We start from the raw sequence: 14,285 nt of genomic DNA on the forward strand, positions 1-14,285 counted from the left end.
GGATGCCGATACAAAAAATAAAGCGCATGTGCGGGATGATTTTAATGATAAAACCGCGTATGACGGGGCTTATCGTACCGACTAAAAATCGCGCTTCTGGCTCTCACTTTAGCGTAAGCCCCCCTGACATTCAACGACAATTTTTGCCAAATTGTATTGTCAGTGTGCCAAGAACTTTGCTATCGTCAAGCCCTATCTGTTTGCCATGATGCCTTATGTTGCCACCTGCTCTACGCCCCGCCGCCAGCCGCTTGCGCCGTACGCTCGCCACCTACCGTCAACGGGTGTCTGTACGTTTGCTGCCTTGGCGGCGACTATTACTACGCTTTTTAATGGTTATCACGCTGTTGTTGTCCTTAGCGTGGCTGCTCATGCTGCTGTGGTTTCAGCTCGGCTTAGGTCTTATGACTTACGCGCTTGGCAGTGTGCCTGCATTCTTGGTTGCTGTGCTGATTAAACGCATTGGTACGAAAGACCAAGTGGTACGCCCACGCTTTTCGACACGGCGCGTATTTGCTGCTTATAGCGCATTATGGCTACTTGGGGTCGGTTGGTTTGTGTCCATTGCGCCCAAGCAGCAGCGCGACTGGCAACCTGAGGTGGCAGAGCGTTTAAGCTACACTCGCGAGGCGGACAATCCTGATATCGTGACCTTACACAATGTGCGTAACTTTGATTGGCGCACCGAGTCACTGGCAGAGACACGTTGGCAGACGCGCACCGTCGATTTGTCCAAGCTGGCAGGTATCGATATTATCAACTCCTACTGGATGGGGCCAGCGATTGCGCATACGCTGGTGAGCTTTCGCTTTACCGATGCGCGTCCACTCACCTTTTCGCTAGAGATTCGTAAAGAGCAAGGCGAGTCGTTTTCGGCATTGGGTGGGTTTTTTAAGCTGTATGAGCTGAGTCTGATTGCCGCCGAAGAGCGCGACATCATCTATACGCGCAGCAATGTACGCGGTGAGCAGGTGTACTTGTTTCCGCTCAGTCATTTGAGTCAAGCGGAGGTGCGCGGTTTGTTTGAGGCGTATTTGCAAAAGGCGGACAGCCTAAATCGTGCGCCTGAGTGGTACAACACTTTGACCAGCAATTGCACCAATATTGTCTTTGAAATGGCGCGCATGGTTAGCGGCAATCGCTTGCCTTATGATTATCGCATTTGGGTGTCGGGCTGGCTGCCTGATTATCTGTATGAACAGCAGCTATTAACGCCGACGCCGCAAAAATGGTCGATGGACACTTGGTATGAGCGCGCGCATATCAACCCCAAAGTAAGCGCCCTCACCTATCAAGCCAATATGGACGCGGCACTGTTCTCCAAGCGTATTCGCAAAGACTTGCCCGCGCCCAAGTTGATGTCCGTAACTAAAGCCGAAACCGATAACTAGCCACCGATTTTTATCATTAACGGCTTGTATTGTCGGTTATGTCGTTACCCAATTGACAATACGCATCTCCATTGCGTCCTCATCAATACTTTGCTCTGAGATACAGCGCCCTGCAATACCGACATTCGCCGCTTGCATGCCAGCGCGGGTTTTTGCGGCGTCCTCAGTGATAAGTAAATGCCAGTCGGGCAGCGATTGCCCTTGATACAGGCGCTTATAAGCGCAATGCGCGGGCAGCCACATCATCTCTGGCAGATTATCCATCGTCAGCTGAATACATTCAGGCACATAATCTTGGCGCGTCTCATAATGCTGGCAATGCCCTGTGCTGCAATTCATCAGCTTGCACGCCACATCGGTGTACTCAACGATATCATCCTCATCGTCATCCAAAAACTTGACCAAACAGCACGTGCCGCAGCCATCACACAGCGCTTCCCATTCCTCGTCATTGAGTTCGTTCAGCGCATAATGCTGCCAAAACTGGGGTCGGATGGCGCGCTCATCATGCGCAATCGGCTGCGGTGCGGTGGCACGCGCTGTGTGTTTTGTATCAAGGGTGCGGGAGATGTCAGACAAAATAGACCTCGTAAGCGTATTAGCATTTTTTTAACAGGCGTTACAGTATTATAGCTGTTTTCGCTTGCCAGCGGCGTTAAGGTAATACGTGTGTTTGCCGCTTTTACTGCGCGCTGCTTTTAAAGACAAGCGCTGCGGGAGGCGTGCTTCATTATTAATATACACTCATATTTATATATACTTATAAACGATAAAATAAAGGAAATTATTTATGTCCATTAAAACATTTGAGCTTATCAGCACTACGGAAAATGGCGTGCAGCTTATCAGTTATGTTGCCGTACCAGAGACGGCCTCTGAAGATAAGCCTGCCCCAGGTATCTTGGTCGCACCAGAATGGTGGGGCGTGGTTGAGCATCCAAAAGCCGTCACCGAGCGCCTAGCAGAAGCAGGCTATGCGGCGGTAGCGATGGACGTCTATGGCGAAGGCAAATTGACCACCGATGCGGCGCAAGCCAACATGTGGATGGAGCAAGTCTTAGAAGACCAAGACATGCTGATGGCGCGCTGCCGTCTGATTTTAGATGATTTCCGTGACCAGACGCTGGTCGATGAGCAAAAACTGGGCGCGATTGGCTTTTGTTTCGGCGGCAAAATCGTCTTAGATATGGCGCGCGAAGGCATGCCATTAAAAGCGGTTGCTACTTTCCATGGCAACCCAGCACCAAAACAACCTGCTGATAAAGACAATTTCCATGCTAAAGTTTTGGTCGCGCACGGTCGTGATGACTCGATGGTTAGCATGGACGCGATTGAAGATTTGAAAAAAGAATTGGACGCGGCGGACGTCGATTACACCATCGATGTGTATGACAATGCCAAGCACGGCTTTACCAACCCGAACGCTGATGAGCGCGCGGCTAAAAATAATGTCGACCTCGGCTACAACGAAAATGCCGCCAAGCAAAGCTGGGAAAACATGATGGACTTTATGAAAGAAAACCTAGCGTAAGCCATCAGACAAGCGGCTTTATGGATAAAAAAATCGATAAAGCCCAGATAAAACCGCTGTGATAGGTCGCCAAATCTTTTGGCGACCTTTTTTTATGACTGTCAAAAAGTCTCAAGCTGTTATTTTTATCATCAAATGTCTGTACTTATACGTATCTTATCTTGTACTTGGGTCAAAATCGCGGCATCATCGTGCTTAAGATTACAGGCAATAAGTAAAGGTTGTTATGCTGGATGTTTTGCTAAACGTACTTGGCTGGTGGGTATTTGTCGCTTTGCTGATTGTGACCATCGTGCTGTATGCGCGTGCCAGTCGGCGTATCACCGCACTTGAGCAGCAAGTCCGCGCCTTAACGACAGCGCAAAAAGCCCAGCAACGACAGCCAGTAGCGCCCTCGCCTGCTCCCCAAACGCAAGCGCCAGCTCAAACCCCGCCGCCATTGCCCAACGATACCTCTAATGCACCTGCTGAGCATACAATGGCGCGGCAGTCGAACCGCTATCCGCAGTTTATGATTATAGCGCCTGTTGCTATTACCGTGCCGTTTGTCTCGGTAGCCCCTTTTTATCAAACGCTTTACGGGCACATTCATACCAGTAGCAACGCCCAATCGCCTATTGATAATCAGCAAAGCCCGCATGCTACCCCGCAATACGACAGCACAAATACGCCGCCCAGCAACGCAAGCGAGCCTGATGAACGCTCGCTACCGATGGTCACCTCGTTAGTATCGTCAATAAAGAATTGGTTCTTTGGTGGTAATTTGGTGGTGCGTGTCGGCGTTATTGTTCTGCTCGTGGGCGTGGTGCTGCTGCTGCGCTTGATCAGCGACTATGTCGAGGTTCCGATTAGCCTCAAGCTTGGCGGTATTGCGCTGGCAGGTTTGGGACTGGCGGGGCTGGGTTATCGTTTGACCGACAAACGCTTTACCTACGGCATCACGCTACAAGGCGCGGGGCTTGCCATCACGTATTTGACAGTATTTTTTGCCTATTGGGTGTATCAGGTGCTGGGTAATACTACCAGCTTTACTTTACTGGCATTGCTCGCAATTGGTACGACACTGCTTGCAGTGCGGCAAAATGCCTTTCCTTTGGCAGTGTTGGCATTGTCAGGCGGCTTTTTTGCGCCGTTATTAACGGGGACAGACAGTGGCAGTTTAAGCTTATTGTTTGGCTATTATTTGCTGCTCAATACCGCCGTTGCGCTGATGGCGCATTACCGCGCATGGAAAGTGCTGAACTTGGTCAGCGTGCTGGCGAGCTTTGGTGTGGCGTATTATTTGGGCTTAATCCAATCTATCAATGTGGCCGCGCAAATTAATGAACAGCGCTGGATATTGGTACTGCTGACGGCGCTGCATGTATTGCTGTATCTTTTCGTGGCGATTCGCTATGCGCAGCATATCATTGTTTATAACAGCAAAACCGCTATTTCGCCAGCCAGCACGCCCAATGTAGATGGCTCGCGCAGCATCTTTCCCATCGATACCAGCTTGCTGTTTTCGGTGCCTGTCTTAGCCTTTGGCATTTTTGCGGTATTGCTTAAGCCTATCGATGATGGCTTGACCATGACCGCGGGGATATTAGCGCTGATGTATCTGGGCGTCGGCTATGCCTTTGCTAAGAAAAGCCCGCGCTACTTATTGATTACCGAAAGTATGCTGGCGCTGGGTACAGGATTTTTGGCGCTGATGTTGGTGCTGGCGCTAGATGCCGACTGGACGACGGGCGGCTGGTCGATTCAAGCGCTGGCGCTCGTGTGGCTCGGGCAGCGTAGCCAGCGTAAATGGGCGGTGTATTTTGGTTTGGCGCTGCATGTCTTGAGCGTCTTTTGGCTGTGGTTTTGGAACATTCCGAATCGGCTGTATGCAGGTGACAGCTCGCTGGTACTGGTATGGCTTATCACCGCGTGGCTGCCGCTCATCAGCGCCTTTATATTACGCGAGCATGCGCAGTATCAAGCGCCCAAAGACAATATACGCAGCAAAACAATATCGACGCACTGGGTAAGTCAAGTGCCGCTCTATGCCTTTACGCTTGTAGCGACAGGCTGGAGCGTGTGGGCGACTTATTCTACCTTTGATTTGTGGTGGTCTGCTGAGGAGACCACCTTATTTGCCTTTGTCCTTATTCTGCACAGCGCGGCATATTGGCTGATTGACAGCAAAGCCCCGTGGCACTACGCGCGCAAGATTACGCATGTATTATTCCTTGCCTTATACGCGCTGCTATTGACCTTGCATCCTGTCAATATTTCGTTTGATTATGCATGGTCGGATAGCAATTGGTTGCTGTTTATTGTGAGCATGCTGGCAGCTATCATCACAGCGCTATTGTGGCTTAAACGCTGGTATCAGACAGGCGAGCAGCGCACATGGGACGCGACAGGCTTACTCATCACCGTGCTGGTTGTGGTGTTTTATAGCTTGGTTTTGTATTCCAGCAGCAATCACATCGCGCCGCCGATGTTGCTGGTGACTCTACTCTACGGCATCCCGCTATACGGCTACTATCGCCAGCTAAACGCGCCTGCCAATGCACGCACGCCCTCATTGATATCGCATGTGCCTGCTTGGATGGGTCTGCCACATGCGCTCATTGGTGCGGGCAATGCGCTGTTGCCTCTTGCCTTTGTGTGGGTTATGTTTAGCAACCTCTTTAGTGATGGCAAAGTATGGAACTTACCCTACTTTCCTGTGCTGAGTATTGTAGACATCACGATGGCGGCAATCATGGGCTGCTCGCTGCTGTTATTAATGGTGATCAAGCGCATCCGCGCCCCGCACGCCAGCCTGATTGAGTATCATCGCCTTGCGTTTTTGGTATTAGCAATGATTGGTTTTTTCTGGCTATCAAGCATCTTGGTACGCACGCTACACGCCTTTATTGGCACGCCGCTTTGGTTCGATACCTATCCAACCGTGTGGCAAAGCGAGCAAGTACAAACGGGACTGACCATCTTATGGACGCTGATTGCCCTTGTTGCTACCTTTATTGCCAACCGCTACCGCCAACGCTTGTTGTGGTTCGGCGGTATTGGGCTACTCGGTATGGTGCTGCTCAAGCTGATGTTTATTGACTTATCACAGACTAAGGCTTTACTTCGTGTGGCGTCGTTTATTGTCGCGGGCAGCCTGATTTTGTTAATCGGTTATCTTGCGCCCTTGCCGCCCGCTGCCGATGAGCACAAGGCAGATGCGTAGATAGTCCGCGCTGGCATGCGGCATTTATAGTAAACTGGACGCATTTGGCGCGATTTGTCAGCGCCGCGCATTTTTAGGTATCAAGGTTTTGTTATGAACAATCTAAACAATCAAAGCATCCAGTGGTTTCCTGGACACATGAACAAAGCGCGCAATGAAATCAAAGAAATCATGCCGCAAATGGACGTGGTCATCGAAGTCATTGATGCGCGCATCCCATACAGCAGCGAAAACCCGATGGTCGCCGCCCTACGCGGACACAAACCTGTCATCAAAATCTTAAACAAAGCCGACCTCGCCGATCCTGAGCTGACCGCTGCATGGATTGATGACCTTGAGCAGCAAAGCCAAGTCAAAGCCATCGCCTGCGACACCAACAAAGCGTCAGACGTGCAGCGCATCTTGCAACTGTGCAAAAACCTTGTGCCTAATAAAGTCGGCACCGGACGCCAAATCAAAGCCATGATTATGGGCATTCCCAACGTCGGCAAATCGACCCTTATCAACACCCTCGCAGGGCGCTCGGTCGCCAAGACAGGCGATGAACCCGCCGTCACCAAGTCGCAGCAGCTCATCAAACTCGACGACGACATCATGCTTTATGACACCCCCGGCATGCTGTGGCCCAAGGTTGAAAATGCCAACTCAGGCTATCGCCTCGCGGCAACGGGCGGCATCCGTGACACGGCCTTTGACTTTGCCGATGTCGCCAGCTACACCACCGAATACTTGCTCAGTGCCTATCCTGAACTGCTCAAAGAACGCTACAAAATCGACGAGCTGCCCAAGACCGATTGGGAGTTTATGGAAGTGGCGGGCAGACGCCGTGGCTGCGTGCGCGCGGGCAATCAGGTCGATACTTACCGCATGTCGGAGATTTTGATTAATGAATTGCGTAGCGGTACGATTGGGCGCATTACGCTTGAGACGCCCGCCATGCGTGATGCTGAAGAAATCGTCGTCGCTGAACAGCGCCTCGCTGCTGAAGAAAAGAAAAAAGCCAGAGAGGAAGAAAAGCGCTTACGTAAAAAGCGTGCGCGTCAGAATCGGAAGTAGGTTATAAATGGAATAACGTTTAAACATCAATAAGGGAGAAGCATGAGCAACAGCAATATGAAAAATTACAGATTTTCTGATAGAGATGAGTTTAAACGTAAACCCATTGCTGAAAAAATTATTAAGCTGTTAGACTCTAAAATTAATGTCTCCCCGATGATTATTGATGGCAAATGGGGTACAGGAAAAACAGAGTTTTGTTTTAAACTAAAAAACCTAATAGAAGCCAATAATCCTAATAATTATAAAACCAGCTATGTAAATGCTTTTCAAGCCGACCATGCTAATGAACCACTTTTAACACTTATTGCATCAGTCGCAGGTCTATACGAAAGCGAAAATAAAGAAAAGTTTATTAATAAAGCTATTCCTTATTTGCGGCTCGTAACGGGTATTGGTTTAAAGTCAGGATTGAGTCTCGTATTTGGAAAGTATGGTTCAGAAATTTCTAGTGACTATACAGAGGGGGTGGAAGCTATAAAAGAGGGTTCAAAAGAGCTTGTAGACCAGTCTTTAAAGTCTATTATTAAAGACCAAGTAAAGGCTGAAGAAAATCTCAATGCTTTACAGGCAACCCTTCTTGAAATTACTAAGGAAAACCCCGTCATTTTGCTCATTGACGAGCTAGACCGCTGCCGACCAGATTTTGCGGTGGCGATGCTGGAGACCATCAAGCACGTCTTTGATGTTGAAAATGTGCAAATCATCCTTGTGACTAACGCCGAGCAGCTAAAAGCAACCATCAAGCACAGCTACGGTAGCGAAACAGACCCAAATAGTTATCTTTATAAGTTTTTTAAATATCAAATCAACTTACCAACCACGAGTAAAGATGAAGAAAACCGTTCAGTTGATAATAATGTGACTTACTTTAGACAAGTTGTACAAGAAAGCAGTGTGATTCCACAAGGTTTTAAAGATAATGACCTTATTTACGATGTTTCTAAATTTGTAAAAGTAGACCAACTATCACTCAGAAAAATAGAACAAGTCGTACGCTGTATTGAAACTTTGATTATTTTTGAGGATACAGAAAAAAGTAAAAGCCGAAAATCCGAGCAGATACTAATCACTTTCTTATGCTTTTTATATATAAGTAACTATAAAAAATTTATCAACCTATCAAATAAAAAGATAACTTCTTCTAATTTTGATGAGTGTATAAATAACTATAGTCTTACACTTATGATTAATGGTAGTAGCAATAATATAGAAGATTATTCGGCAGAATTTTTCATACTAGCTAGTTTTAGTAGTCGAGTTAGAAGCAACCTTATCAGAACGAACTATACAGATAAACTCCATGCCTTTAGTATGTTAGTACAGACTTTTGATGATAAATTGAATTTAAAGGGACTATTGATCCGTAGTAACCATATTAGTCCTGACCGTTATCTATCTGAATATATTAACCACACAATCAATAACCTACTGCTGTTCGACATTCATAACTAATTATTTTCATTCACTTATTTCCTTTCTGTTGGGTCGTTGTCCTACGCTGTATCAGGTATACTATTGCCTTTTGCAACGTATAGATTATCGAGCCTATGACCCAACCGACCGCCCTACCTGATACCGCATTTACCCAGCCTACCGAGTCGCTTGACAGCTTCGCGCCGCGTATTCTCGAGTGGTTCGAGACGCACGGTCGTCACGACTTACCGTGGCAGCAGCACCAGACCGACACGCCCAATCCTTACATGGTATGGCTCTCTGAGGTCATGCTCCAGCAAACGCAGGTGACGACCGTTTTGCCGTACTTTGCGCGCTTTATGGAGAGCTTCCCCACCGTGCAGGATTTGGCGGCGGCGGATTGGGATGCGGTCGCGGAGCATTGGGCGGGGCTGGGCTACTATGCGCGTGCCCGCAATTTGCACAAAGGCGCAAAGCAACTGGTGACGGTCATCAATGAGACAGGCGACTTTCCGCAGACGGTTGATGGCTGGCAAGCCATTGCAGGTGTCGGTCCGTCAACCGCAGGCGCGATTGTGGCGATGGGCTTGCACGGTTATGGCGTCATCTGTGATGGCAACGTCAAGCGGGTACTGACGCGCTGGGCGGGCATTGATGGCGACATTACCAAGAGCGCCACCGACAAGGTATTGTGGGCACTAGCCACACGCCTGACCCCGCGCGCGCACTCAGGACGCTTTGCCCAAGGCATGATGGATATGGGCGCGACACTCTGTATCCGCCGCAAGCCTGCTTGCCTGCTGTGCCCATTGCAAGCCGACTGCATTGCGCACGCGCAAGGACGCGAGACCGACTACCCTGTCAAAGCAAAAAAACAAGCCAAGCCCAGCAAATTTAGCAAAGCATTACTGCTGCAAAATCCAGCGGGCGAGCTGCTGTGGTTACAGCGCCCTGACAATGGCATTTGGGGTGGGTTGTGGAGCTTGCCCTTAGCCTTTGAACAAAAGACCCAAGGCAAAAAAGTGCTAAGCGTGGCCACTGAGGACAAGGCGTTTGAGACAGAATACTCAACCGCCGAGCAAATCATTGATACGTGGTTAAAGAAAAACAAAATGGCTGATGCAAAGCAGCCAACAGACGCGCCAGCCGCCATTAAGCATTCATTGACCCATTTTCATTGGTTTTTGACGCCGCATATACAGCGCATGGATGCCAAAGACGCTCAAGCATTGAGTGACACACTCAAGGCAGCGGACGTGCGCTTTGTATGGCAGACGACGGACGCTGCAACCGCACTTAGCCTACCGCGCGCGATGGTGAAGATTTTAGACAGCGGCGCGGCAGGATAGTGGGATAGAAATTGGTGCTGTAGAAAATAGGAATTAGAAAGTTAAGCGAACGTGGTTAGTGATGGCTGCGGCATACGCAGGCGCATTAGCCCTTCTTGCTGCACGGTAGCGACCAGCTTGCCATCTTGCCAAAACTGCCCGTGATTGAGCCCCTTCGCATTGGAAGTCGTGTCACTCCACATGTCGTACAGCAGCCACTCATTTAAATCAAATGCCCGGTGAAAGTGCATGGAGTGGTCGATGCTCGCTGCTTGCAAACCGTTGGTCATAAAGCTGATGCCGTGCGACATAAGACCTGTACCTACCAAATAAAAGTCAGACGAAAACGCCAGTAGCGCTTGCTGAATGGCAATCGGCTGTGCGCCCAATTTACGGATACGTACCCAGTTGGCTTGCTTGGGTTTCATCGGCTCAGGACTAATCGGATCGCGCGGCTGGACAGGCTTAATCTCCACATGGCGGCGGCGCATAAAGCGAGACTTTAAGCTCTCGGGCACGCCCTCAACATAGCCTTGCTTGAGCTCTTGCTCGCTGAGTAAATCCTCTGGCGGTGGATAAACAGGCATGCGCTCTTGATAATCCAAACCCTCTTCCATCGGTGAAAATGAGGCAATCATCGAAAATATCACCTGCTCGACCTGCTCACCATCCTTGTCTGTCTTATACTGAGTGGCCGTCACTTCACGCGCTGATAAGCTGCGCCCATCACGTAGGCGGCGCACTTGGTAGATAACAGGCTGGCGAATATCGCCACCGCGCAAAAAGTAGCCATGTAATGAGTGACAGGGCTTGTCAGTCTCAAGGGTGTGCGCGGCTGCCATAACCGCTTGCGCGAGGACTTGCCCACCAAAGATACGCGCGCCAACGTAATCATAGCTTTGACCTTCAAAGACGTCGGGCGCGGTTTCATTCAAGGTTACGGTGCGTATTAACTGGTCGATAAGGGTAGCATCATCAGACATGATAGCGAGTCTCCTTGGGTGATGGTGATGACCACTGTGCCTGAAAACGTCCATATCACGGGGCGTTGGGTCGCATAAGAGGAAAAACAGCAGCGCAAGCGTAGCGCTGTTTCATTCATCATTAATCTTATCTACAAAATGATAAATGTGTTCTAAAAAGGAATTTATAGTAACGAATATTGACCCTTTTGACCAGTCGAGCGCTTCATATTGACGCATATTAATCTGACTGCCGCGCCTATTGCGCGCTGATGCAAACACGGACACCAGCACTATAAAAAAATGAGACACCCGCAGGCATCTCATTTTTTAAAACCGTTTGGCTCTCAGTGTGCGGCAAACTATGGCTTAACCGCGACTAAGACGCGAATCGAGTCAGGCACGAGCGACAATTGACCGAGTGCTTGCTCGCCTTGCGCTTGCAACTGCTGTAGGCGTTCAATCTCTTCAGGACGCACGTTGGGATTGATGCTTTGCAAGTGCTGCAAGCGTTTAATCTCACGCGACCACTGCTGGCTAAAGCGCTCATTGGCAGTATGGCTGATGTCCGCAAGCTGCGCTTGTGCCAGACGCTCGGCATCTTGATAGCGGCTTTCAATCACTTCGCCGCGCACTTTAATGACTTGGCGCGCGCGGTTTTTATCCAAACGCTCAATGTGCGGCATGATCATCTCGCTGCTAATGCGCTCAGACAAGTCATTGCCTTGCTCGCTAATAAATATGCGAATGTGCTGCTTGGGCAAGGTTGCAGGCAAGTTCAGCATCTTCGGCGCGATGGCTTCGACGCGGAAATTGACTTCGAGCAGCACCATGCCTTGTGGCACGGCGGCACTTTTTAACATCGCCACAGCGGTATTACCAAAGGTGCTGGTACTCGATAGCTCATAAATAGCGCGCACCAACGGATGCTCATGCGTAATAAAGTCAATCTCTTCGCGTTGTAGCGCTTGCTGACGCTCAAAGGTTAAGGTCATGCCTTCTTCATCCAGCGGCAAGCCTTCGATATATTCATTGACTTGCGTGCTGTCCACGGGTGCCAGTATCCACGAGCCATCGCGCTGTACGCTGTGGTCGATATTGGCAGACGCCAAAAAACGCTCCATAAATTGTGGCAACAAGTTATTGTCATCAAAGTCATGCATCGCTGCCGCAATACGCGACGCCACACGCGGACGGCACGAGTTGTACTCCAGCAGACGGTCGCGCCCTGCCTGCAACTGCGCCTCCAGCCCCAAGCGAGTCGCTTGCGCGTCTTCAATCAATTGCTCAAGCGCCATGCGATTCTCAGGCGTGTCCGAACCTTCGAGCAGTGGCTTTAAATCCACAATAAATTGTTCTTGCACCGTTTGTGCGGTGGGCGAGATTTGGTTAAAGATATTGAGCGCATCGGCGTACCAGAGGTACAGACGCTCTTGCGCCGTGCCTTCGACATAGGGCACATGTAGTGTGATTTTTTGCGTTTGTCCGATACGGTCAAGACGACCGATGCGCTGCTCTAGCGTGTCAGGGTTGGCAGGCAAATCCCAGAGTATCAGCTGGCTGGCAAACTGGAAATTGCGCCCTTCTGAGCCAATCTCTGAACACAGAAGAATCTGCGCGCCTTCATTATCGGCAAAGAATGCTGCCGCTTGGTCACGCTCTAGCAGGCTCATTTGCTCAGTAAAGATGGCGGTCTTGATACCTGCGTGCAGACGCAAGACGGCTTCTAGGCTCTCTACCGTCGCACCACTACGCGCAATCAAGAGCACTTTTTCGTGCTTTAGCTCGCCTTTTAAAATGTCAATGAGCCATGCTACGCGTGGGTCATCCTCTAGCCAGCCGCCATCGGGCTGGTTTTCTTCGCCCCACAACTGCTCGCGCAGTTTGCCTGTGGTTTGATAATTGCCAATCCACGCCTCAGGCAATGGCAGCGGATGCGGCTGGCTGCGGCGACCATAAAAGCCCTGCACACTCTCACGGGTGTTGCGATACAGCACACGTCCTGTGCCATGACGGTCAAGCAATTCATTGAGCGCATAGGTGCGCAGCTTGTCATCGTCATTGATATTGGCAAGCTCGCTGTCATCCATACCCAGCAAATGACTTAACGCACCGATTTGTCCTGCACTCAATGGCTTGTCTTCAATCAGCACGCCAGCGACTGCCGCCGTTTCGGCAAAGGCATCTTGGGCGGCAATAAAGTCATCCAAATCATCAAAGCGATTGGCATCCAGTAAACGTAAACGCGCAAAGTGGCTTTGTGCGCCGAGCTGCTCGGGCGTTGCGGTCAGTAGTAATACACCTGCGGTCTCTTCAGCAAAGTCAGCGACCAAGTCATACTTGTCGTTGCCGCCTTGCGCCTCGTCCCAATGCAAATGGTGCGCTTCATCAACGACCAACAAATCAAAGCCTGCGTCCATCGCTTGCTCGTACAAGTCGTGATGGTCAAGCAGCAAGTCCATGCCCGCAATGATACATTGCTCGGTCAAAAAGACATTTTGCTCAGGGTCGTGTTCTTTAATCGCTGCCGTACGCACCAAATCAAAAAGCGCAAAGTTTAGGTTAAAGCGGCGGCGCAGCTCAATCATCCACTGGTACTGCAAGCTGTCAGGTACAAGGATTAAGACGCGCTTGGCTTTGCCCGTAAGCAGCTGCTGATGGATAATCATGCCCGCTTCGATGGTTTTGCCCAAGCCCACTTCGTCCGCCAGCAACACACGCGGCGCGATACGTTTGCCCACCTCATGCGCGATATACAGCTGATGCTCGATGATGTCAACACGCGCGCCCATCAAGCCTTTTAGCGGATGCCCTGCCAGTGCCGCTTGCATACGCAGCATGTCTTGGCGCAGCTCGTACCAGTCGCCGCGCTCAATACGTCCTGCCAGCAGGCGCTCAAGGGGTTTGGCAAGGGTAATGTTCGCAGCAAGGCGCGTCTCCATAATGCCTCTGTCATTGCCATCAACGCTGTATTTTAAGACGCCCATGACTTCTTCGACGCCTGTCACGGTGTAGCTGTTGCCAGACTGGTCACTGATACTGTCACCAACCTTGAACACCACGCGCGATAGTGGCGCGGAATTTTGCGCATAGACGCGAGTCTCTTCACTTTGCGGAAATAGAATATGTACGCAGCGGTCATCCACATCAATGACCACGCCCAAGCCCAGTTCAGACTCAGTGTCAGAGAGGTAGCGTTGACCAACAGCGAATGGGGAGCTGTGCAATGCAGCGGCAGAGATAGTCATAAGGCGATGTCTTTTGTACTTAGGTGAAAAATAAGCGGCTCATGGTAGCACAGTCGTTGTCCGATACGTACCTTGTCCGATAGAGCGTCCCTTCCTCTTGCAGAACGGCGGATTCGTCAGCTTTAGCAGTCCGCTGTTTGTAGCAGAC

10 protein-coding genes are annotated in these 14,285 nt (G+C 50.1%); 6 read left to right on the forward strand and 4 right to left on the reverse strand.

All coding sequences use genetic code 11. From position 1 onward, the window contains the following. Nucleotides 1-215: 215 nt before the first annotated feature. Nucleotides 216-1,391, forward strand: a complete 1,176-nt coding sequence (locus JIE71_RS04245) for a DUF4105 domain-containing protein (RefSeq protein WP_199507489.1) — start codon at nt 216-218, stop codon at nt 1,389-1,391. Nucleotides 1,392-1,427: 36 nt separating this feature from the next. Here the strand turns inward: JIE71_RS04245 and JIE71_RS04250 are convergent, their stop codons facing one another. Next, the gene (locus JIE71_RS04250; protein ID WP_199507531.1) at nt 1,428-1,907 is read right to left on the reverse strand and encodes a YcgN family cysteine cluster protein; all 480 of its coding nucleotides are present in this window, start codon (nt 1,905-1,907) and stop codon (nt 1,428-1,430) included. Nucleotides 1,908-2,181: 274 nt separating this feature from the next. Here JIE71_RS04250 and JIE71_RS04255 point away from each other — a divergent pair, with 274 nt between their 5' ends. From JIE71_RS04255 to mutY, 5 genes are all read left to right on the forward strand, one after another. Continuing rightward, nucleotides 2,182-2,922, forward strand: a complete 741-nt coding sequence (locus JIE71_RS04255; protein ID WP_199507490.1) for a dienelactone hydrolase family protein — start codon at nt 2,182-2,184, stop codon at nt 2,920-2,922. A 226-nt stretch (nt 2,923-3,148) separates the two neighbouring features. Next, nucleotides 3,149-6,127, forward strand: a complete 2,979-nt coding sequence (locus tag JIE71_RS04260) for a DUF2339 domain-containing protein (RefSeq protein WP_199507491.1) — start codon at nt 3,149-3,151, stop codon at nt 6,125-6,127. A 93-nt stretch (nt 6,128-6,220) separates the two neighbouring features. Further along, nucleotides 6,221-7,183, forward strand: a complete 963-nt coding sequence (ylqF, locus tag JIE71_RS04265) for a ribosome biogenesis GTPase YlqF (RefSeq protein WP_199507492.1) — start codon at nt 6,221-6,223, stop codon at nt 7,181-7,183. A gap of 42 nt (nt 7,184-7,225) precedes the next feature. Then, nucleotides 7,226-8,638, forward strand: coding sequence for a KAP family P-loop NTPase fold protein (locus tag JIE71_RS04270; RefSeq protein ID WP_199507493.1), 1,413 nt, complete (start codon nt 7,226-7,228; stop codon nt 8,636-8,638). Between the two features lie 95 nt (nt 8,639-8,733). Next, entirely contained in the window at nt 8,734-9,948 is a 1,215-nt protein-coding gene (gene mutY / locus JIE71_RS04275; protein WP_199507494.1) for an A/G-specific adenine glycosylase, read from the forward strand. Between the two features lie 41 nt (nt 9,949-9,989). On the opposite strand, the gene JIE71_RS04280 is transcribed toward mutY, so the two are convergent. The 3 genes from JIE71_RS04280 to rapA form a co-directional block, all read right to left on the reverse strand. Beyond that, nucleotides 9,990-10,910 (reverse strand): acyl-CoA thioesterase, encoded by a 921-nt coding sequence (locus tag JIE71_RS04280; RefSeq protein ID WP_199507495.1) that lies wholly within the window; start codon nt 10,908-10,910, stop codon nt 9,990-9,992. Next, nucleotides 10,877-11,029, reverse strand: coding sequence for a hypothetical protein (locus JIE71_RS04285; RefSeq protein ID WP_199507496.1), 153 nt, complete (start codon nt 11,027-11,029; stop codon nt 10,877-10,879). The genes JIE71_RS04280 and JIE71_RS04285 overlap by 34 nt, the downstream gene beginning before the upstream one ends. 222 nt (nt 11,030-11,251) lie before the next feature. Continuing rightward, nucleotides 11,252-14,137 (reverse strand): RNA polymerase-associated protein RapA, encoded by a 2,886-nt coding sequence (gene rapA / locus JIE71_RS04290; RefSeq protein ID WP_199507497.1) that lies wholly within the window; start codon nt 14,135-14,137, stop codon nt 11,252-11,254. Nucleotides 14,138-14,285: the final 148 nt, after the last annotated feature.

The organism is Psychrobacter sp. bablab_jr014 (assembly GCF_016464015.1).
GTDB lineage: Bacteria > Pseudomonadota > Gammaproteobacteria > Pseudomonadales > Moraxellaceae > Psychrobacter.